This is a genomic window from Mangrovibacter sp. MFB070 (assembly GCF_000705335.1).
Classification (GTDB): Bacteria; Pseudomonadota; Gammaproteobacteria; order Enterobacterales; family Enterobacteriaceae; genus Mangrovibacter; species Mangrovibacter plantisponsor.
Genome location: NZ_JJMI01000022.1, coordinates 425,318 through 445,941, shown reverse-complemented (window position 1 = coordinate 445,941; position 20,624 = coordinate 425,318). Strand labels below are relative to the sequence as shown.

At 46.6% G+C, this 20,624-nt stretch carries 20 protein-coding genes; 10 read left to right on the top strand and 10 right to left on the bottom strand.

All coding sequences use genetic code 11. The features are described from left to right. The first annotated feature begins 128 nt into the window (after positions 1-128). Both gapA and DT73_RS11365 read left to right on the top strand, forming a co-directional pair. Positions 129-1,124, top strand: coding sequence for a glyceraldehyde-3-phosphate dehydrogenase (gapA, locus tag DT73_RS11370; protein WP_036108473.1), 996 nt, complete (start codon positions 129-131; stop codon positions 1,122-1,124). Positions 1,125-1,193: 69 nt separating this feature from the next. Beyond that, on the top strand, positions 1,194-2,075 hold the full coding sequence (locus DT73_RS11365) for a D-hexose-6-phosphate mutarotase (protein ID WP_036108470.1): 882 nt from the start codon (positions 1,194-1,196) through the stop codon (positions 2,073-2,075). 53 nt (positions 2,076-2,128) lie between these two features. Here DT73_RS11365 and DT73_RS11360 read toward each other — a convergent pair whose 3' ends face one another. Both DT73_RS11360 and DT73_RS11355 read right to left on the bottom strand, forming a co-directional pair. Then, on the bottom strand, positions 2,129-2,983 hold the full coding sequence (locus DT73_RS11360) for an aldo/keto reductase (RefSeq protein ID WP_036108468.1): 855 nt from the start codon (positions 2,981-2,983) through the stop codon (positions 2,129-2,131). A gap of 132 nt (positions 2,984-3,115) precedes the next feature. Then, on the bottom strand, positions 3,116-3,856 hold the full coding sequence (locus tag DT73_RS11355; RefSeq protein WP_110027290.1) for a MipA/OmpV family protein: 741 nt from the start codon (positions 3,854-3,856) through the stop codon (positions 3,116-3,118). A gap of 573 nt (positions 3,857-4,429) precedes the next feature. Between DT73_RS11355 and yeaG the strand changes: the two genes are divergently transcribed. From yeaG to DT73_RS11340, 3 genes are all read left to right on the top strand, one after another. Next, positions 4,430-6,364 (top strand): protein kinase YeaG, encoded by a 1,935-nt coding sequence (gene yeaG / locus DT73_RS11350; RefSeq protein ID WP_036108466.1) that lies wholly within the window; start codon positions 4,430-4,432, stop codon positions 6,362-6,364. Positions 6,365-6,435: 71 nt separating this feature from the next. After that, entirely contained in the window at positions 6,436-7,737 is a 1,302-nt protein-coding gene (locus tag DT73_RS11345) for a YeaH/YhbH family protein (RefSeq protein WP_036108463.1), read from the top strand. Positions 7,738-7,942: 205 nt separating this feature from the next. Beyond that, complete coding sequence (locus tag DT73_RS11340) at positions 7,943-8,440, top strand: YbaK/prolyl-tRNA synthetase associated domain-containing protein (RefSeq protein WP_036108461.1); 498 nt, start codon at positions 7,943-7,945, stop codon at positions 8,438-8,440. Positions 8,441-8,449: 9 nt separating this feature from the next. Here DT73_RS11340 and DT73_RS11335 read toward each other — a convergent pair whose 3' ends face one another. Continuing rightward, positions 8,450-9,256 (bottom strand): helix-turn-helix domain-containing protein, encoded by an 807-nt coding sequence (locus tag DT73_RS11335; RefSeq protein ID WP_036108460.1) that lies wholly within the window; start codon positions 9,254-9,256, stop codon positions 8,450-8,452. 91 nt (positions 9,257-9,347) lie between these two features. Here DT73_RS11335 and DT73_RS11330 point away from each other — a divergent pair, with 91 nt between their 5' ends. Then, entirely contained in the window at positions 9,348-10,514 is a 1,167-nt protein-coding gene (locus tag DT73_RS11330) for an MFS transporter (protein WP_036108457.1), read from the top strand. A gap of 70 nt (positions 10,515-10,584) precedes the next feature. On the opposite strand, the gene DT73_RS11325 is transcribed toward DT73_RS11330, so the two are convergent. Continuing rightward, positions 10,585-11,295, bottom strand: coding sequence for a CTP synthase (locus DT73_RS11325; RefSeq protein WP_036108455.1), 711 nt, complete (start codon positions 11,293-11,295; stop codon positions 10,585-10,587). A gap of 351 nt (positions 11,296-11,646) precedes the next feature. Continuing rightward, on the bottom strand, positions 11,647-11,952 hold the full coding sequence (locus DT73_RS11320) for a hypothetical protein (protein WP_036108451.1): 306 nt from the start codon (positions 11,950-11,952) through the stop codon (positions 11,647-11,649). Positions 11,953-12,845: 893 nt separating this feature from the next. On the opposite strand from DT73_RS11320, the gene DT73_RS11315 reads away from it, so the two are divergent. Then, a complete protein-coding gene (locus DT73_RS11315; RefSeq protein WP_036108449.1) occupies positions 12,846-14,030 on the top strand; it encodes a NupC/NupG family nucleoside CNT transporter in 1,185 nt (394 codons plus the stop codon). A 51-nt stretch (positions 14,031-14,081) separates the two neighbouring features. Here DT73_RS11315 and DT73_RS11310 read toward each other — a convergent pair whose 3' ends face one another. The 4 genes from DT73_RS11310 to DT73_RS11295 all read right to left on the bottom strand — a co-directional run bounded on the left by DT73_RS11310 (position 14,082) and on the right by DT73_RS11295 (position 16,587). Next, positions 14,082-14,519 (bottom strand): DUF3574 domain-containing protein, encoded by a 438-nt coding sequence (locus tag DT73_RS11310; protein ID WP_036108446.1) that lies wholly within the window; start codon positions 14,517-14,519, stop codon positions 14,082-14,084. Between the two features lie 156 nt (positions 14,520-14,675). Beyond that, positions 14,676-14,936 (bottom strand): hypothetical protein, encoded by a 261-nt coding sequence (locus DT73_RS11305; protein ID WP_036108444.1) that lies wholly within the window; start codon positions 14,934-14,936, stop codon positions 14,676-14,678. Between the two features lie 226 nt (positions 14,937-15,162). Beyond that, positions 15,163-15,438, bottom strand: a complete 276-nt coding sequence (locus DT73_RS11300; RefSeq protein ID WP_036108443.1) for a hypothetical protein — start codon at positions 15,436-15,438, stop codon at positions 15,163-15,165. A 363-nt stretch (positions 15,439-15,801) separates the two neighbouring features. Next, positions 15,802-16,587, bottom strand: a complete 786-nt coding sequence (locus DT73_RS11295) for a DsbA family protein (RefSeq protein ID WP_036108440.1) — start codon at positions 16,585-16,587, stop codon at positions 15,802-15,804. Between the two features lie 409 nt (positions 16,588-16,996). Here DT73_RS11295 and uspF point away from each other — a divergent pair, with 409 nt between their 5' ends. Further along, positions 16,997-17,431 carry a universal stress protein UspF gene (gene uspF, locus DT73_RS11290; protein ID WP_036108437.1) on the top strand — a complete coding sequence of 145 codons (435 nt, stop codon included), beginning with the start codon at positions 16,997-16,999 and terminating at the stop codon, positions 17,429-17,431. A 55-nt stretch (positions 17,432-17,486) separates the two neighbouring features. Here uspF and DT73_RS11285 read toward each other — a convergent pair whose 3' ends face one another. Further along, complete coding sequence (locus DT73_RS11285) at positions 17,487-17,954, bottom strand: hypothetical protein (protein ID WP_051691349.1); 468 nt, start codon at positions 17,952-17,954, stop codon at positions 17,487-17,489. Positions 17,955-18,159: 205 nt separating this feature from the next. On the opposite strand from DT73_RS11285, the gene DT73_RS11280 reads away from it, so the two are divergent. Both DT73_RS11280 and DT73_RS11275 read left to right on the top strand, forming a co-directional pair. Continuing rightward, entirely contained in the window at positions 18,160-18,612 is a 453-nt protein-coding gene (locus DT73_RS11280) for an NUDIX domain-containing protein (RefSeq protein WP_051691348.1), read from the top strand. Between the two features lie 291 nt (positions 18,613-18,903). Further along, the gene (locus DT73_RS11275) at positions 18,904-20,529 is read left to right on the top strand and encodes an ABC transporter substrate-binding protein (protein WP_036108434.1); all 1,626 of its coding nucleotides are present in this window, start codon (positions 18,904-18,906) and stop codon (positions 20,527-20,529) included. Positions 20,530-20,624: the final 95 nt, after the last annotated feature.

The following is a 20,624-nucleotide window of genomic DNA, read 5'->3' as shown; positions in this document are numbered from 1 at the left end:
AGTCGCACAAAGCTTACGCAGAGGATTGATTTGTCGCAATGATTGACACGATTCCGCTTGACGCTGCGTAAGGTTTTTGTAATTTTACAGCCAACCTTTTATTCACTAACAAATAGCTGGTGGAATATATGACTATCAAAGTAGGTATCAACGGTTTTGGCCGTATCGGTCGCATTGTTTTCCGTGCTGCTCAGAAACGTTCTGACATCGAGATTGTTGCAATCAACGATCTGTTAGACGCTGAGTACATGGCTTACATGCTGAAATATGACTCCACTCACGGCCGTTTCGACGGTACCGTTGAAGTGAAAGACGGCCACCTGGTTGTTGACGGTAAAAAAATCCGCGTTACCGCTGAAAGAGACCCGGCTAATCTGAAATGGGACGAAGTTGGTGTTGATGTAGTTGCAGAAGCAACTGGTATCTTCCTGACTGACGAAACCGCTCGTAAACACATCACTGCTGGCGCCAAAAAAGTTGTTATGACTGGCCCGTCCAAAGACAGCACTCCGATGTTCGTTCGCGGCGCTAACTTCGAAAAATATGCTGGCCAGGATATCGTTTCCAACGCATCCTGCACCACCAACTGCCTGGCACCGCTGGCTAAAGTTATCAACGACAACTTCGGCATCATCGAAGGTCTGATGACGACTGTTCACGCAACTACCGCTACTCAGAAAACTGTTGATGGCCCGTCTCACAAAGACTGGCGTGGTGGCCGTGGCGCTGCTCAGAACATCATCCCGTCTTCTACCGGTGCAGCTAAAGCAGTAGGTAAAGTACTGCCAGAACTGAACGGCAAACTGACTGGTATGGCGTTCCGCGTTCCTACCCCGAACGTATCTGTTGTTGACCTGACTGTACGTCTGGAAAAAGCTGCAACCTACGAACAAATCAAAGCTGCTATCAAAGCTGCGAGCGAAGGCCCGATGAAAGGCGTTCTGGGTTACACTGAAGACGACGTTGTATCTACCGATTTCAACGGCGAAGTTTGCACTTCTGTGTTTGATGCCAAAGCAGGTATCGCACTGAACGACAACTTTGTGAAACTGGTATCCTGGTACGACAACGAAACTGGTTACTCTAACAAAGTACTGGACCTGATCGCTCACATCTCTAAATAAGAGATGAGCATCTGATCCTATGGGCGACTTCGGTCGCCCTTTTTTATTTCATCACAGAGGAAGGCATTAATGATTGAAAAAATCTTTGCACTACCGGTACTGGAACAGGTCACGCCCACAATATCCCGCAGGAAGTTAGGTGAGCTGGATATTTTGGTTGTCAACCATCCAGCCGTGAAAGCTTCCGTAGCACTTCAGGGCGCGCATCTCTTGTCATGGCAACCCGAAGGTGAAAAAGAAGTACTGTGGCTGAGTGAAGCATCTCTGTTTGAACATGGTGCGGCTATTCGTGGCGGTGTTCCCATTTGTTGGCCCTGGTTTGGCCCGGCAAAAGATTCATCTCTGCCGTCCCACGGTTTTGCCCGTAACCTGGACTGGCAACTCAGCGCCCATAACGAAGACAATAACGGTGTTGTATTAACATTCGAACTAAAAAGTAGCGATGCATCCCGTAAGTACTGGCCTCATGATTTCACGCTTTATGCCCGTTTTAAACTGGGTGCGACCTGCGAAATGGAACTGGAATCTCACGGCGAATTTGAAACGCAGTCAGCACTGCATACCTACTTCACCGTTGGTGATATTAGTGCGGTAAGCGTGAGTGGCTTAGGTCACCGCTTCATTGATAAAGTTAACGGCGGTGTTGAAGACCAGCTCAGCGATGGCATCCAGACCTTCCCGGACCGGGTGGACCGTGTTTATCTTGAAGCTGAAGCTTGCAGCGTTATCCACGATAAGAGCCTGCCTCGCCGTATTGATGTGGTTCATCACCATAACTGTAACGTTGTTGCCTGGAACCCAGGCCCGGCATTGTCTGTCAGTATGAGTGATGTTCCGGACGATGGTTATAAAACCTTCGTTTGCGTCGAAGCTGTTAATGCGACTATTCCGCAAAAAGTATCTGCCAGCCAGCCAGGCCGCCTGGCTTGCGTGCTTTCTGTCAGCAAATAATAACTGGCTGCCTGTAAAACGAGGCTCAACCAGCAAGGTTGCGCCCCGTTCATTCACACCATATCAAGGGGCAATTTGTGTACCGGTGGTGCAAAAAAAGCATCAAGTAACTCGCAATGTGCCTGTGTCAGTACAATATTTGCCGCATCAGCATTTTGTTGGACATGTTCAACAGAAGACGCTTTAGGAATAGCTATCACACCCGGCTGGCGAATCACCCAGGCAAGCAGCAACTGAGCAACAGTAACCCCCAACTCTGCGGCCATAGCCTGTATTCCACTATGCTGCATTAACCCTCTGCGCAATCGCCCAGCCTGAGCGAGCGGGGAATACGCCATTACAGGTATATGGTGGGTGTTACACCAGGGTAATAAATCATATTCAATACCGCGTGAAGCTAAGTGATAGAGTACCTGATTGACCATACAGGCCTGGCCACCCTGAATATCCCACAGCTCCTGCATATCGCTGGCATCAAGGTTAGACACACCCCATCGCCTGATTTTCCCCTGCTTAACCAGGCTCTCCATCACGCGTACTGTTTCTTCCAGTGGGATATTACCCCGCCAGTGCAACAACCATAAATCCAGATGGTCAGTACCCAACCGCTTCAGGCTACCCTCACAGGCCTCAATCGCCTTTTGGCCACCAGCATTCCAGGGATACACTTTGGATACCAAAAACACCTGGTCACGGCGCCCGGAAATCGCTTTGCCAACCACGCGTTCAGCACCACCGTCAGCATACATTTCAGCAGTATCAATCAAGGTCAACCCGGCATCAATTCCCGCCTGAAGCGCGCGCACTTCTTGAGTCATATCACTGGAGTGCTCCCCCATATACCAGGTTCCCTGGCCAATTGCTGGCAGTGCGGTGTTATCAGGGAGTACAACCATTCGTTTATCCATCGTCTGATACCTCCTGTTTTAAAATCCATATCGGAAAAGTATGCCCCAGGTTATCAGTAATCTGCCTGTAGTGACGTTGACTGTAAAACAAACGGGGCGCAAGCGCCCCGTAAAAATGCCTGAAATTTCAGTTTAAAATCTGTAATTAACACCGGTCAGTAATACGCCTGTCCATGAACTGTCTACCATAGGACTATCTTTAATCGCCTTACCAAGGCGAACATAACGCCCCATGCCAAAAATACTCCAGGACGGTGTGACGGCGTAATTCACAGAAAGCTCAACGTACGGGTTCCATGAACTTCCTGCATCCCATGAGTGGATACCGCTACGGCTGGATTCAGAGCGGCTTACCCCATAGTAATAATCATTATGGTTGGCGCTGTTCCATTGTATCCCGACGCCCGGGCTGACATTCCAGCGGCCATACTGATAATGGTAAAGCCACGTGTTATCCCAGGTTATACCATTGCTATTGCCCAGCATATCGCCTGCCAGCACCGTACGCAGGGAGCCAAATTGCGCAGTATTATGGGTCCATGAAATGCCCCCCATAACCGTGGCATAACGGTTGTCCAGGCGTTTCATCTGGGAGTTCGAGCTGTCTTTTGAGCGGAAGTGAATGGGCGAATAAAATGCCGTTAACGCAACTTTGTCGCTCTCGTCATTCCACAAATAATAACCGCCATTAAACCCACGAAAATAGAAGCTCTCCCCTTCATAGCCAATCATAGGAACGGGATAAACTTTATTTTTATAGCCTACGTAAGGGTCTGGAGAAACCAGCGCACCAGCGCCCAAAGACCAACTTGCTGCGCCTGCACTCTGGCAAACCCCAAGCGCCAGTGTGCTCATCAAAATAACAGAACGCATATTCACTTTTAGCTCATTCCTTAGCAATAAAAACGCACAAAGTGTAGCAGATGCTTTGTTTACCCTTAATCAGATAATCCCATTTTTCCGCCAGGAGACTTTTCCTGGTTGTCATTTTTTATTCATTGTTATCTGCTAATTATAATCACCTGAGTTATTTCTTTATTAACAACCAATTGAGAGCTAATGATTCCCTACTGTACATAAAACAGAATACTTTTCTCAGGTAATGACACACCAATTGTGCTGCAAACTTGCTTTTCTGCACATCATTTAAAAATTTACCAACATTTGCCCACCCTTCAATGTTGGTTATTCATGTCGACATAAAACAAAAATACAGGTTTTTATTTCTTAATAAAAAATAAAACAGAAAAATAATCTAATTTCAGCTCAAATTTTAACCAATCATGGCAATATCCGTCCTCGCTAACAACTTGATCAATCGACAATAGACGCTCATAACAAATAGGACGGTGTTGTGTTTTTGAATGCCGTTGCATACCACCGCTAAAAGTAGGAAAAACTGATAGCTGTAACATGTTCCCAGAATTTATAACAGGACGGTACGCCATGAATATATTCGATCACTATCGTCAGCGTTACGAAGCTGCCAAGGACGAAGAATTCACACTGCAGGAGTTTCTCGCCACTTGCCGGCAAGATCGCAGTGCCTATGCTAACGCGGCAGAACGGCTGTTGATGGCCATCGGCGAGCCGGTGATGGTGGATACAGCACAAGAACCACGGCTATCCCGTCTCTTTTCGAATCGCGTCATTGCGCGCTATCCTGCCTTTGAAGAGTTTTACGGCATGGAAGAAGCGATTGAACAGATTGTTTCTTACCTGAAACATGCAGCTCAAGGGCTCGAAGAGAAGAAACAGATTCTTTATCTGTTGGGGCCGGTTGGTGGGGGTAAATCTTCACTGGCTGAACGCCTGAAGTCGTTGATGCAGCGTGTTCCCATCTATGTCCTGAGTGCTAATGGTGAACGCAGCCCGGTCAATGACCATCCTTTCTGCCTGTTTAACCCGCAGGAGGATGGCGAAATACTTGAGAAAGAATACGGTATCCCTAAACGCTACCTGGGCACGATTATGTCGCCCTGGGCGGCTAAACGCTTGCATGATTTTGGTGGTGATATCACCAAATTTAAGGTGGTCAAAGTGTGGCCATCCATTCTGGAACAGTTGGCCATTGCCAAAACTGAGCCAGGTGATGAAAACAACCAGGATATTTCCGCGCTGGTCGGTAAAGTGGATATCCGTAAACTTGAACATTATGCTCAAAACGACCCTGATGCTTATGGTTATTCTGGCGCTCTGTGCCGCGCGAACCAGGGGATCATGGAATTTGTGGAAATGTTCAAAGCGCCTATCAAGGTGCTGCACCCACTGTTAACCGCAACTCAGGAAGGTAACTACAACGGTACTGAAGGGATTTCAGCCCTGCCCTTTAATGGTATTATTCTTGCCCACTCAAACGAATCTGAATGGGTCCAGTTCCGCAATAACAAAAACAATGAAGCATTCCTTGACCGTGTTTATATCGTCAAAGTGCCTTATTGCCTGCGGATTTCTGAAGAAATTAAGATCTATGAAAAACTGCTCAACCACAGTGAGCTGACCCACGCTCCTTGCGCTCCGGGCACACTGGAAACACTGGCGCGCTTCTCTATTCTTTCTCGCCTGAAAGAGCCGGAAAACTCCAGTATGTATTCGAAAATGCGGGTCTATGATGGTGAAAGCCTCAAAGATACTGACCCGAAAGCGAAGTCATACCAGGAATACCGGGATTACGCGGGTGTGGATGAAGGGATGAACGGGCTTTCAACACGTTTCGCCTTCAAGATTTTGTCCCGTGTATTTAACTTTGACCACGCGGAAGTTGCCGCAAACCCGGTACATTTGTTCTATGTACTGGAACAGCAAATCGAGCGTGAGCAATTCCCGCAGGAGCAGGCTGAACGGTATATTGAATTCCTGAAAGGCTACCTGATCCCCAAATATGCAGAGTTCATTGGCAAGGAGATTCAGACGGCCTATCTCGAATCCTATTCTGAATATGGCCAGAATATCTTTGACCGTTATGTTACTTACGCCGATTTCTGGATTCAGGACCAGGAGTATCGTGACCCGGATACCGGGCAGTTGTTTGACCGTGAATCGCTCAATGCTGAACTGGAAAAAATTGAAAAGCCGGCAGGTATCAGCAACCCGAAAGATTTTCGTAATGAGATAGTCAATTTCGTCTTACGTGCCAGGGCCAATAACAGTGGGCGTAACCCGAACTGGACCAGTTACGAGAAACTGCGCACCGTGATTGAGAAAAAAATGTTCTCGAACACTGAGGAGTTGTTGCCTGTTATTTCGTTCAACGCCAAAACCTCAACCGACGAGCAGAAAAAACACGATGACTTTGTGGACCGTATGATGGAGAAAGGTTACACCCGTAAACAGGTTCGTTTGTTATGTGAATGGTATCTGCGTGTACGGAAGTCCTCATAACCATGACTGGCGCCGGCTAAGCTCGGCGCCTGTTCACTGCACAATATGCAGTGATAAATCTGCGCTTTGGCATGCAGTTTGGGGGAAATATGGCCTATTTTATTGACCGGCGTCTTAACGGTAAAAATAAAAGCACGGTTAACCGCCAGCGCTTTTTGCGCCGTTATAAAGCGCAAATCAAACAGTCGATTTCCGAGGCCATTAATAAGCGTTCGGTAACCGATGTGGAGAGCGGCGAATCCGTTTCCATACCTATCGATGACATTAATGAGCCAATGTTCCATCAGGGGCGTGGTGGGATGCGCCAGCGTGTTCATCCCGGTAATGACCATTTTGTCGAGAAAGATCGCATAGAACGCCCTCAGGGTGGTGGTGGCGGTTCAGGGAGTGGCGAAGGCCAGGCCAGTAATGATGGCGAAGGCCAGGACGAGTTTGTATTTCAGATATCCAAAGATGAATATCTGGATCTGCTCTTTGAAGATTTGGCGCTGCCAAACCTGAAGAAAAACCAGCAACGGCAGTTAAATGAGTTCAAAACCCACCGTTCCGGGTATACCGCTAATGGCGTGCCAGCCAACATTAGTGTGGTGCGTTCACTACAAAACTCACTTGCCCGCCGTACAGCAATGAGTGCCGGTAAACGCAGGCAATTGCGGGAACTGGAGGCCGCACTGGATACAGTAGAGCACACCGAACCGGTACAGTTGCTGGAAGAGGAACGGCTGCGCAAAGAAATTGCCGAATTGCGTGAAAAAATTGCCCGGGTGCCTTTTATTGACACATTCGATTTACGCTACAAAAACTTTGAGAAACGCCCGGAACCGTCCAGCCAGGCGGTAATGTTTTGCTTAATGGATGTGTCGGGATCAATGGATCAGGCAACCAAGGATATGGCTAAGCGCTTCTATATACTGCTTTATCTGTTCCTGAGCAGAACATACAAGAATGTGGAAGTGGTTTATATTCGCCACCATACCCAGGCCAAAGAAGTGGATGAACATGAGTTTTTCTACTCACAGGAAACCGGGGGAACCATCGTTTCCAGTGCGTTAAAACTGATGGATGAAGTTGTCAAAGAACGTTATGACCCAGCTCAATGGAACATCTATGCCGCACAGGCATCCGATGGCGATAACTGGGCTGATGATTCGCCTCTTTGCCACGAAATTCTGGCTAAACGCTTACTGCCTGTGGTGCGTTACTACTGTTATATTGAAATAACACGGCGAGCGCACCAGACGTTATGGCGGGAGTATGAACATTTGCAGTCAATGTTCGAAAATTTCTCCATGCAGCATATTCGTGACCAGGATGATATTTACCCGGTATTCAGAGAGTTGTTCCATAAGCAAGCAGCTGAAATGAGCAGCTAATCTATTATAATCAGCCAGTTAAGGCCTCTTTTCTGGCTGATTTTCTGTTTACTCCCGCAGCACTTCCCCCTTGATTCACACTATTTTCTTCACCACAATCACATACGTACCTGCGTAATGGTAAACATCGCTATGTAACTGGTGCGATGGCACATTACTCCAGGAGATATACAATTAAATTTTTGCCTGAGCCGGGGGGAATCCAATGTCTGAATGCGTTGCAAGTGGCGATATTTACCAACAACTGGTCACCTTATTAAAAGATGAGAACGCACGTTTTCGCATTATGGAGCATGAGCCCGTTGGCAAGTGTGAAGCTGTTTCTGTTGTTCGGGGAACCCGGCTGGAACAAGGTGCCAAGGCACTGGTATGTAAAGTAAAAGGAAATAGTGTGAAACGCCATGTGCTGGCTATTCTGAGTGCAGCGCAACAGGCCGACCTGAGTAAAATCGCACACCACTTTGGCGGGCTAAAAGCATCACTGGCAAGCCCACTGGAAGTGGAAACACTTACTCAGTGCGTTTTTGGCGCCATTCCACCTTTCAGTTTTCACCCGGAGCTTACCTTGATTGCAGACCCGGGGTTATTTCTCCAGCAGCAAGAAATTGCCTTCAACGCGGGCCGCCTGGAAAAATCTATTATTCTCAATACCGACGATTACTTGCGTATTGCCCGCCCACAACTGGTGAACTTTACCCGTTAGCCGCAGGGTTCAGGCAGATTTACCAGGGCCACCCATTTGTTGGCCCAGATAACGGCCAGGCGTGGTACCCAACACCTGGCGAAATATAGTAATAAAAGCAGTTGTTGATTCATAACCGAGTGTGCGTGACACCACCTGAACACTCTGCCCTGCAATTAAATAACGTACCGCCATAATCACCATCAACTGCTGGCGCCAGTTGCGCCACGTCATTCCGGTTTCACGCAAAATGAGCCTCGATAAGTTTCGCTCACTCATTGCCAGGTGTTTTGCCCATTCCGACAAAGTTCGGCGGTTTCCCGGGTTATCGGCCATGAATCTTACCATTCGGCAAATTTTAGGATGCCCCGAGGAAGGGAGTTGCAGAGGAGCGACCGGCAGTTCAGGTAGTTCATCACGCAAAACCGCCACCAGGCGAGCCGTGCGTTCCCGCTCATACCGCGGCAGTCCCTTTTCAGCCAGAGACAAAACCAGTGCCCTGACCAGTGCAGAAACCTGAAGAGTGCAACATTGCTCTGGCATCGGAATTTCCCCCATTTCGAGGAACAAAAAGCACAACCGTGCGCGCGCCATAACCCGGTTACTGTGCATCATATTACCTGGGATCCATACAGCATAACCCGGCGGAACAATCCACATCCCCTGTTCCACTTCGCATGAAACCCCGCCATGCAGCGCCATGATCAGTTGCCCTTTACGGTGTTTATGCAACGGGAAAAACTGGTCTTTGTCATCTTCCGTTTCAATAAAAAATGCAACCGCCGGATCATGATTTTCATCCGGAATGAATCCACTGAGTGCAAGGTCTCGCGCCATTATTTTGTCCGATTACAGCGATAAAATGTCATTTTAGCTTAATTCATCATACCGCTTTACGGCGTATCATGTGGGTAAATGAGGAGAAACAATGACTACTGCACTTCGTTTAATTGCGCCCTGGCGTATGATTGCCGGAATATTGCTGATTGCAGCCACACTTCGCGCTTCTTTTACCGGCCTTGCTCCACTGCTTGACCAGGTCAGCAGCCGGTTTGCATTATCTGCCACACAAACCGGGATACTGACCACTTTACCTCTGTTTGCATTTGCCATCATTTCACCACTGGCGGCCCGCGTTTCTCGCTACTTTGGCCCGGAACGGAGCCTGGTTAGCGCTTTGTTGATTATCTGCACCGGCATTTTGCTGCGCTCCAGTGGCACCCTTTCCGGGCTCTACCTGGGAACTGTATTGATTGGTGCAGGTATTGCTGTGGGGAACGTACTGTTACCCGGGTTGATAAAACGAGATTTTCCTGGAAGTATTCCCCGCCTTACCGGTGCTTATTCTCTGACGATGGGTATCGCCGCTGGCCTGGGCTCAGCTGCGATGGTGCCACTGGCTGTCCGTTTTGGCTGGCAAGGTGCATTAGCCTGCCTGATGATTTTTCCGATACTGGCACTTGTAATGTGGTGGGATCAGGTTGGTAAAGGTACCCAGGCTCCCCACGTACGGCAAACCACAGATTCTGCTCCACGAATCTGGTCCAGTTCACTCGCCTGGTTCATTACCCTCTTTTTAGGTATCAACTCGCTTATTTACTATGTGGTAATTGGCTGGCTCCCCATGATACTGATGGATGCAGGGTACAGCGAAGCCCAGGCAGGCTCGCTGCATGGGTTAATGCAACTGGCCTGCGCAGTGCCGGGCTTGTTTATTGGTATGGTAATAAGCCAGATGCGTGATCAGCGCGCTATCGCTGCCGGGGTCTCTTTACTTTGTGCCTTCAGCCTTGCCGGGTTGTGGCTCTTCCCGTCTGCAGCTTCCATTTGGGTATGCCTGTTTGGTTTTGGGTCTGGCGCAACAATGATCCTCGGGCTGTCATTTATTGGCCTGAAAACCTCAACGGCCCATGAAGCAGCCTCACTGTCTGGCATGGCCCAGTCTGTTGGTTATTTGTTGGCGGCATTTGGCCCACCATTAGCCGGTAATGCCCATGCATTCACGCACTCATGGGCATGGCCTGTGCTTGGCTGTTCGGTGTTGAGTGTTGTTATGGCCGCTTTTGGCACAGTTGCAGGGAAAGCACACCGGTAATGGTAATAACTAAGCCCCGAAATGTATTCACTCGTTTCGGGGCATGGGCAACCAGACGTGGCAGTGAGTGCTAAATGACACGAACCGCTTTTAAAAAACCCTGTACCAGAGGTGATGGGCGCTTATCAAGTGATGAGCGTTCATGCTGAAATAGTGTCGCTACAAAATAAGGGTGAGATGACAACTCAACCACCCTTGCTTCACCCTCCCTGTTAGTACCGGTGACCACCAAATCCTGCCCTGACAGCCGGGCAATGAATTCTGCTGAAACACTATAGTGGCAGTTATAGTGCTCAGTAATTTCGGACTTCCCATACGCTCTGGCAATCTGTGTATCCGGGTGGAGTAAGACAACTTCAGATGTCCCTGCTAGAGGGCAAGAAAGTGGAGTGATAATAATATCGCCACCAGTACCTGTCTCTGCATGCGCAGCATTTGGCATTCCCATGACATTGCGGGCATATTCAATCAGGACATACTGGAACCCCGCACATGTGCCCAGAAACGGTACACCCTGTTCACGGGCATAACGAATTGCCAGTAACACCCCTTCAGCTTTTTTGTAAGGGCTTCCGGGCACAACCCAGATGGCATCATAACCCACCAGGTCTTCACCAGAATTTATCTCTTCCGTTGCAAGCCAGTCATAATCCGCCGTCACACCAAGCACAGCAGCAGCGTCATCTAACGCTAAATGAATGGCATCATGTACTACGGATTCATGGTTGTAATCACCAACCAGGGCGATACGTAGCGTGGACTTCGGCAGTGAGGTAGTCATAGGGAAATCCTTATTACACAGTAATGGCTTACTCAGTAATTTTACATGACACTCAGGAACCCAAATAGCCAATAAGCGACCTGTTTATTTACTCTACAACTGTATTGCTGAGTCGATCACATTAACGGGCGTTTTTTTTATCCAAAGCGACCTAACTGGCTGACTGCAAGCTTAAAAATTTATGATAAGTCTGGCAAAAAAGAGTGGTACAAGGCTGGGGTATGTTTGTGCACGGGAAAATGGGGTTGAAAAACACACTATACAATTCTGGAAAGCTTCACGCTGGAATGAATTACTTCTTCAGACTTGCCCTGTACTTTTTGCCAGGGCAAACCAGATAAGGATATGCTTTTAATCCATCATTCTTTCCAGCACATCGCTGGATGAAAAATCACTGTCAAGTGGCATCAGGTGCTCATCACGCACAAATGCAAAACCAGGTTGTTTGTCGAACGCGATGACATCACCTGTTACTAACCACAGGCTGCACCCTGTATCTGCTGGCAGTACTGTTTCTACTCCGTTGACCGGGTTAATAAAACGTTCTCCGGGGCGGTAACGTTCAAACAGGCAGACAGACTTACCAATATTTATTCGACCAGACAAAGTTCTGGCACCAATAATTAAGGCCAGGCTACCAGGTTTTAGCGCGTTCATTTCCTTTTTCTCTTACACTGATTTTTGACGGCGTAGATCAGAGCATTCCTGGTGCAAAAAGTAAATATTTTTTGTACAAAAAACGATTATATTACATACACGCCGCTGAGAACGCAGCTTATTGATAATGCGTCTCAGAATCATTAATAACAACTAACAGGCCGCCTCAAATAGTAACGTTCTCTTTTCGGTAGATGTTTTTGGTAAACAACAGATCCAGCCCCATCGTTTCCAGCCAGGTATTTTATTTAACAGGCAAAAAACAGCACAGAAACTCTACTTAACACAAATTCCACATTGTCTCCATTATTAATTCTTTTTTTGCTGCTAAATTTTTATTTGTTCAGGGATAAACCCCCGAACCTCATTCCATAATCAATAAGTTGACTTTGGCCCCACCCCTTGCAATGGGGCCTTTTTTTTCTTATTCATGTCGCCTGATTTTTCTGCAAATGCTGTTTTCTGACATATATTCATAAGCATGGATATAAACTCCATAATTCCTCCATGTTCTGTTCACTATTAGCGAGTACATTTGCTGTGTTCTCATTGAAAACCAGAGAGCATCATTCCCTATTGATAAATCATTTTTCCCCATCCAGTCTGGATGGGGTTTTTTTTATCAAAAAAAAGCCATCGCTCACTCGATACCTGTTCTGCTGTGCATTAAAACGCCTGTTCATGCCTGCCGTGCACACAACTGCAACCCGAAGTATAACAATGTGCTATCTATTGCCACTGGTTGATGGGTGGCGAAAAACACTGATGGCTTGCTTCAAATCAGTCGGTGCTCTGGCAGTACAAGTTTCATACTAATTTCACATACATACGGTGATTTACCTGCGTGATAATTTATGGCCTAATAGCTTTTTTTCACCTGCCTGAAAATATTTATGCTAACCATACTTCATTTCTGTTTTGCGCTGATTGTTATCCTGGCTCTGGCCTGGCTGGCAAGTTTCGAACGTAAGAAAATTCGCATTCGTTATATTCTTCAATTAGTTGTTATTGAAGCTGCTCTGGCATGGTTTTTCCTGCATGCAGAGGGAGGGCTAATTGTAATTAAACATGTTGCCGCTCTTTTTGACTCGTTACTTCATTTCGCAAGCCAGGGTACTGACTTTGTCTTTGGCGGCATGGGTAAGCAAGGCCTGGCATTTGTTTTCTTAGGCGTGTTGTGCCCGATTATTTTTATTTCTGCGTTGATCGGAATTTTACAGCACTGGCGTATTCTTCCTGTTCTGATTCGCATTTTCGGCACTGTTTTGTCAAAAATTAATGGCATGGGGAAACTGGAATCGTTCAATGCTGTCAGTTCCCTGACGCTCGGTCAGTCTGAAAACTTTATTGCCTACAAAGGTGTACTGGCTCAATTATCACCTCAGCGCATGTTCACCATGGCAGCCACTGCGATGTCCACGGTGTCGTTATCTATTGTGGGAGCGTACATGACAATGCTTGAACCGCGTTATGTCGTTGCCGCACTGGTACTGAATATGTTCAGCACCTTCATTATCCTGTCGGTCATCAACCCAACACAGCCCGGCAAGGAGCCAGAAGTCCAGTTGGAGAAGCTTCATGAATCGCAAAGTTTCTTTGAAATGCTTGGGGAATACATTCTGGCAGGTTTTAAAGTTGCAATGATAATTCTGGCCATGCTGATAGGTTTTATTGCAATTATTAGTGCGATTAACGCACTGTTCTCAACGCTCTTTGGCTACAGTTTCCAACAACTTCTGGGATTTGTATTTTACCCGCTGGCCTGGCTCGTGGGGATCCCTCAAGTGGATGCGCTGCAGGCGGGCAGCATCATGGCTACTAAATTAGTGGCCAATGAATTTGTTGCGATGATCGATCTGCAAAAAATCGCCCAGGGCATGACACCGCGGGGTTTGGGTATTCTGTCTGTTTTTCTGGTTTCCTTTGCCAACTTTGCGTCTATTGGCATTGTGGCCGGAGCAATTAAAGGCCTGGATGAGCGCCAGGGGAATACGGTATCCCGCTATGGATTACGCCTGGTGTACGGGGCTACGCTGGTGAGCCTGTTGTCGGCCGCTTTTGCCGGGCTGGTTCTTTAAAACTGGTGCCCCATTGATGTGTGGCGGGGCAATTCCCGCCACATGTTAGCGTTAAAAACCCACACAAACCGTGTCATCTACACGCATTACTGAATCTTGCGCAAACCGGGTTTTATAAACAGAACGCAAGGTTTCTATTTTTTGGTTTTCAGCCGGGTCGTTGCCATGAATTAACATCAACGCCTTACTATTTTCTTTTGCCAGTTTACCGTCATTGCCCAGCCACTGCCCGCGTGCATCAAACACAGTCAACCCATCACGAAAACGCGGTGTCACATCTTGATCAACAAAGTGCTGCCACTCAGCACTGGTGATATCAGGCCCACCAGAGCGGCTCAGGCCAAAGTACAATGTTGTTTGCACCATTGGATCACCCACTTTACAGGTTGCATCCGTCTTTTCAGCTGTTTTGGTCACTGGTGCGGTACAGCCTGCCAGCGAGAAAGCCAGTAAAGCTGCAGAAATGCCTGCCACAAATACGTTTTTCATTATTCACCTGTCTTACTATCATCTGAATCATTGTTATTGGTATACAACTCTGTATTTCGCTTCTGAATAGAATACGAAATTCAAAGGAATAGCAAGCAAACAGACAGGTAAGAAGTGCAGGAAGGCTATTAACCGCCTTCCCGGGATGGTTAGTGCTCAACTTGCGGTTTTGGTTTGAATGAATTTAATCGCGTCTTCTTCAGTCATTCCCGTACCATGCACGAGTAAGTCTACCTCGTCTTCATTCGCTTTGTTTTTGAAGGTTTGTGTCTGTGATACGTCAAACACACCACTGATGATGTCACCCCGTTGAATGTCATCGCTGGATTGTAACTCGGCGACAATAAACCCGCCGTCTTCATCACGCAACACAATGAAACCGATGCGGTGTTCATGCAATACGACAACAGCATCCATCAGGTTTGCCCTCTTGTTATTTATTGAAACAAGGCACCATTCCTGCAATTGTCCGGGCAGGAGGTAACTTAACCTCACCACAAAGCGTGGTTATACTTTCATTATCGGCCCGGAACAGAAAAACCTGCGCAGAAAAATGAATAACGCGAGGTGATTCACACCATTGCAGCAAACCGATTAAGTAGCCAGCCCCTCTTTATGTTTCGTCCACCAACCTGCTCGCCTGTTAATGCTTCATATCAGGAGGGGTGTTCAGCATACCCACAGCATTTTGTAAGAGTTCAATCAACTCAAGTGCGGTTTCTTTACTCAGCAAAAAGTTTTTGTCGCTGTGAACTGTGGGGTCTGTTGGTGTAGCCAGGAACTGAGGGGTAACAATCAACGCATCGTAATCTTTTGCGATGCGAATATCTAACCCAGCAAGTGGGAAAGTTTCGTACTTTTGCTCTTCTTTCATGGGCACCCCGACTTCATCCTTACCTTGCGCACCAGCAGGAAACAAAATAGCCCCTGCAGTCAGGTTAATGGCATATCATTCGGCTAAATAAATGTCTCTACGTAAAAAGTATGATTTACCAAAAACACCATTGATTTATAAGGATAATTTTAACATGCACGGAGTCTTACCAATGAATTAAAAACAGCCAGGATAACCGTTGCTAAAAAGAATAACGCGATATCATTCACTCACTTTCTGCCCTTTTATCCCACAAGTGGTTACCCGTTATGCCGTTAATTTAATGCTGAGATCAGGCTCTGGAATAAAGTGTAGGTGAATTTTCCGGGCTGTGAGGTATTGAGGGAAAACACATCACCAGGTTCAGGCCAGGCTACAGTAAACATGGCCCTGAACCTGGTCGCTATGTTAAGGGTGCATAGCTCTGGTTATAGCAGACTGTAACTCTTCAGCAGGCACTGCGCCTGGCAACACAGTAGTATTTTGCGGGTTTGCACCTGAAACTGGCATTACGATAAGACCTGGAGTCCCCGTGAGGCCTATTGCCTGTGCAAGCTCACTGTTAGTGGTGAATATTTCTTCAGCATTTTTGGCCTTAATGCTAACCGGAGCCCCTGCAGCCCGGGTTGCTGAGTCAATATCTTTGGTGGTAAGGGCGCCTTCAAAATGGCCGGTATTGTACACAGCGTTATGATACGCAATATAAGCAGCAGGCCCCTTTTGTTGCCAAACAGCCAACCCGCGTTCAGCCGCAGTTAATGAATTGGTCCAGCGTTGGGCGAAAATCGGCCAGTCCTTAAAGATATAACGAACACCAGGGTTACTCTTCATTGTGGCTTCCAACTCAGGCGCCAAATGGCTACAGTACACACACTGGTAATCAAAAAACTCAATCACAGCAACTTTGGCATCAGCCGGGCCAACTGTTGGTGTGCTTTTATCATCCAGCAGTGATTTCTGGTTTTGTAATACTTGTTTCAACATCGTTTGCTGCTGTTCAGCTTGCTGTTGCTCCTGAAGTTTCTGGCTTACCTGCACCAGAACTTCAGGGTGGGCAACCAGGTAATCTGCGGCAATTTTCCCAATTTCAGCTTGTTGTGCTGCGGTAAAACCAGAGGCAGCATCTTCAGCACTTGCGGCAAACGTTGCCAGTAAGCAACCAGATACAACAACAGAGATTATTTTCTTCAGCATCAAAAGTCTTCTTGTATTTAATAACGCATTACAGTGCCCCCCGGCTTGAGTATCGCATCAGGTAAGCCAGGGCCGGTGTACCACAACATAAACGGGTTAGTTCAGATACCTGCGGCTGTGAAGCTCCCCGTTTCCAGGCATAATATGATAATTGCTACACACGCTTCTGACAGAAAAATACCATCAGGCCAGCAGATACCCGAATCTTATCGGGTGAGTGAAATAGATACTCCTCGCCATTAACATATTGATCCATTCTTGCTGAGTTTATAACAAATTACCGGTTCCCGGGGCTCACTGACATAACACGCCATAGAGTTGTTTCTCTCAATTCTGGTACTTGCGTCTCGCCAGGCTGGGGAGATAAAGGCTACGATCAACATGCATTAACACAAAAAGGAGGTTGTCTATGTATCGAACGATACTGGTGCCCGTCGATGTTACGGAACCTGAACTAACTGAAATGGTTGTTCCCCACGTCGAAACATTGGCAAAGTTGGAAGATGCCCAGGTACATTTTCTAACGGTTATACCGCCGCTTCCTTACTACACAACACTGGGTCTGGCTTATTCTGCTGAATTACCAGAGAAAGATGACATTCTCGGAGAAGCTGGCAAGAAACTCGACGATGTTATTGCCCGTTTTTCAATACCCGAAGACCGGGTCGAAAAACATGTCACCTGGGGCGCACCGAAGGATCAAATTTTAAACCTTGCAAAAGACATTGATGCCAGTGTGATTGTTATTGCATCCCATAAACCCAGTGTGACGACATATTTACTGGGTTCGAATGCGGCGGTTGTAGTACGTCACGCCACCTGCCCGGTACTTGTTGTACGTTAAGTTCATGACCGCTGTGTGTAACTATCCCGGTGGCATTTGCGCCACCGGGATGTTTTTATGCCCAGGAGAATGTCTCAACACTGTCGCCGTACATATTTACAATCCCTTCCGGCGTCTTAATGAAACAGGGTGTATGGATATCATCCCGCAGGTGATTAACCAGGTCAAAAAGCAACCCGGTGATAATTTGCCGGTCTTCTTCAAGCAGCGTTCCGCTCAGCAACACTAAAGTGAGCGAGGCACAGTATTGCCTTAATGTCTGGGATTCAGCCCCCAGAAGAAAAGGCATACTCCTTACTTCTTCGGCTGTTCCTGTAAGTGCCTGCACACAATGTGCTGGCACGGGCGAATCCAGCACATATTTTAGTGACTCCAGGGCACACAATAATTTGCCACATAACGCAATTCGCGTGGGATGATGCGCAGCCTCCAGAAGTTCACCAACCAGTGATTCACACAAAGAAGCTAACTCCAGCAGATCCATTTTTGCGTGGATAACACTCATCATAGGAGAATCATTCATAATCCATTCCTTGTAACTCACCAAACACTGTATATAAATACAGTAATCAGTTTTTATCCTCTGAGCAATAGTCTGATTCTCTTAAAAGCATAGCTTTACAAATCAACTGCAAACAAATGATGAGTAAAAAAATAGTGCCCAGGCATTGCCACTCCTGAGGGGAGCTGTAAGCTAACATGCAAAGTAAATGTACAGGTGACTGCCAGTGACCAATGAATTCTTTGCACTAACTGATATCCGCAACCCGGGGAAAAAACAGGCAGCAATGTTACTGCTTACTGACCCAACAGGGCGCATCGTGTTGCAACTTAGGGATGAAAATAAACCCATACGTTTTCCTGGCCACTGGTCATTATTTGGTGGTGCAATTGAAACAGGCGAAACCCCGCTGGATGCCGCCCGACGAGAGCTCGAAGAGGAAACAGGCCTGGCTCCTGCTCAGAAAATGTTCCAACCCCTTGCTGTTACACTGGCGTCAGAAACCGGTCGTGAATTAATGTATGTTTACCATCTCAACCTTGTAATAACCCCTGCCGATATTCAACTTTATGAAGGTGCCGGGTTTGGTTTCATGCTTGAAGAGCAGTTTTCACAACTGAAACTGGTTCCCTGGCAACAGCCGGTATTTAACTATTTTTTTAGCAACCGAAACTTTTGAAACTGTCAATAATTGCATGCACAAAACAGATAAGAAAAATAGATAACAATGGTGTTTTTTCCACTGCTATTTCTTCCGTGACATATTACATAATGCATTTTTCTTATAGATGTAAAAATTCAATATTTTGTTATTGTTTGTCGCATTTTTTTGCATGTTACACGCCTACTATCATCATTGATGACACCAGCCACAGAGCCAACACAGGCTGGCTCAATCAACTACATTAATTAGCCGTTATAACAACAACCACATCAAGAGCGTTAAGCTCTCACTATAATGAGGATAGTCATGTTTCAAACCTATAAGAAACAACTTGCTCTTTACACAATAATTGCTGCTGCCTTACCCGTCGGCCAGACTTTTGCTGCAACAGTCCCTGCTAATGTTACGCTATCCAGTAAGCAAGTACTGGTTAGAAACAACGGCTCAGAGCCCGCCACAATCGATCCACAACTGGCTGAGAGCAACGAAGCATTTAATATTATTTTGGACTGTTTCAGCGGACTGGTGAACATTACTCCACAGGGTAAAATCGTACCTGACCTGGCTGATAAATGGGAAAATAAAGATAATACAGTTTGGACATTTCACTTACGTCCGGGAATCGTTTGGTCAAATGGGAAGCCGGTCACTGCCGAGGATGTGGTATTTAGCTGGCAACGCCTGGTTGACCCTAAAACAGCATCACCTTATGCATCATTCGCCGCCAACGCGCACATACTTAATGCCGAAGCTATCGCTGATGGCAAAATGCCAGCAACAGAACTGGGTGTAAAAGCAATTAATGACACTACTGTGCAGGTAACACTTTCACAACCTGTCTCTTATTTTTTACAATTTGTCGGCCACCCATCACTGTTCCCGGTAAGCAAAGCAGATGTTGAAAAATATGGGAATAAATGGACACAGCCAGAGAATATCGTCACCAGTGGTGCCTATAAACCCACGCAATGGGTAGTAAATGAAAAACTGGTTGCTGAGCGTAATGATAAATACTGGGATAATAAAGCAACCGTTATTAATCAGGTTACATATTTACCCATAGCTGATCAGGCAGCAATGGTCAATCGCTATAAAACAGGTGAAATAGATATCACTGATACTATTCCTACTATTCAGTACCAGGCACTAAAAAAAACATATACTGACCAGGTTCACAGTACTGACCTGCTCGGGGTCTATTACTACAAATTTAATACTGCCAAAGCACCATTTAATGATATTCGGGTGCGTGAAGCGCTAAACCTGGCACTGAACAAAAAAATCATTGCTGAAAAAGTTGTTGGCCAGGGTCAAAAGCCCGCAGACACGTTAATGCCGTTAAATATTGGTGGAATGAAGTTTACCCCACCTGATTATGCAGCATGGTCACAAGAAAAACGAAATACCGAAGCCAAAAAATTGCTTGCTGAAGCCGGATTTAATGCCCAACACCCATTATCACTCAATTTACTCTACAATACTTCCCAGGATCACCAACGCATAGCTATTGCAGCAACATCAATGTGGAAGAAAAATCTGGGTGCAAATGTCAGCATGAGTAACCAGGAATGGAAAACTATGCTGGAAACAATGCGCCAGGGTAATTTTGATCTTGTGCGCTATACATGGCTTGCTGATTACAATGAGCCATCAACATTCTTTAATACTTTCCGCACTAACGATACACAAAATACAACCAAGTACAGTAACCCTGACTTCGATAAAGCACTGAAGCAGGCCAGTGAAGACAGTTCACCCGACAAAATAAAGCAGGATTACCAGACTGCCAGCGATATTCTGTCCCGTGATATTCCTGCCATCCCTGTTTACTACTATGTTCAAAACCAACTGGTAAAACCCTTCATAGGAGGCTTTACCGTTTCTCCACTTGGTTTCTATTTGACCAGGGATATGTACATCATTAAGCACTAACCCCGCTACAAGTGCGGCACAATAAGCCGCACTTTTTTCTTTGCAGTCAAAGGACTATGATGATAATAACATCCTGACATCAAGGCCCGTTCACC

Coding starts and splice junctions, on each gene's coding strand:
- DT73_RS11330 (WP_036108457.1), top strand. CDS start 9,348: ATGACTACTGCACTTCGTTTAATTGCGCCCTGGCGTATGATTGCCGGA.
- DT73_RS11310 (WP_036108446.1), bottom strand. CDS start 14,519: ATGAAAAACGTATTTGTGGCAGGCATTTCTGCAGCTTTACTGGCTTTC.
- DT73_RS11320 (WP_036108451.1), bottom strand. CDS start 11,952: ATGAACGCGCTAAAACCTGGTAGCCTGGCCTTAATTATTGGTGCCAGA.
- DT73_RS11365 (WP_036108470.1), top strand. CDS start 1,194: ATGATTGAAAAAATCTTTGCACTACCGGTACTGGAACAGGTCACGCCC.
- DT73_RS11360 (WP_036108468.1), bottom strand. CDS start 2,983: ATGGATAAACGAATGGTTGTACTCCCTGATAACACCGCACTGCCAGCA.
- DT73_RS11355 (WP_110027290.1), bottom strand. CDS start 3,856: ATGCGTTCTGTTATTTTGATGAGCACACTGGCGCTTGGGGTTTGCCAG.
- DT73_RS11275 (WP_036108434.1), top strand. CDS start 18,904: ATGTTTCAAACCTATAAGAAACAACTTGCTCTTTACACAATAATTGCT.
- yeaG (WP_036108466.1), top strand. CDS start 4,430: ATGAATATATTCGATCACTATCGTCAGCGTTACGAAGCTGCCAAGGAC.
- DT73_RS11335 (WP_036108460.1), bottom strand. CDS start 9,256: ATGGCGCGAGACCTTGCACTCAGTGGATTCATTCCGGATGAAAATCAT.
- DT73_RS11285 (WP_051691349.1), bottom strand. CDS start 17,954: ATGAATGATTCTCCTATGATGAGTGTTATCCACGCAAAAATGGATCTG.
- DT73_RS11340 (WP_036108461.1), top strand. CDS start 7,943: ATGTCTGAATGCGTTGCAAGTGGCGATATTTACCAACAACTGGTCACC.
- DT73_RS11305 (WP_036108444.1), bottom strand. CDS start 14,936: ATGGATGCTGTTGTCGTATTGCATGAACACCGCATCGGTTTCATTGTG.
- DT73_RS11325 (WP_036108455.1), bottom strand. CDS start 11,295: ATGACTACCTCACTGCCGAAGTCCACGCTACGTATCGCCCTGGTTGGT.
- DT73_RS11295 (WP_036108440.1), bottom strand. CDS start 16,587: ATGCTGAAGAAAATAATCTCTGTTGTTGTATCTGGTTGCTTACTGGCA.
- DT73_RS11315 (WP_036108449.1), top strand. CDS start 12,846: ATGCTAACCATACTTCATTTCTGTTTTGCGCTGATTGTTATCCTGGCT.
- uspF (WP_036108437.1), top strand. CDS start 16,997: ATGTATCGAACGATACTGGTGCCCGTCGATGTTACGGAACCTGAACTA.
- gapA (WP_036108473.1), top strand. CDS start 129: ATGACTATCAAAGTAGGTATCAACGGTTTTGGCCGTATCGGTCGCATT.
- DT73_RS11345 (WP_036108463.1), top strand. CDS start 6,436: ATGCAGTTTGGGGGAAATATGGCCTATTTTATTGACCGGCGTCTTAAC.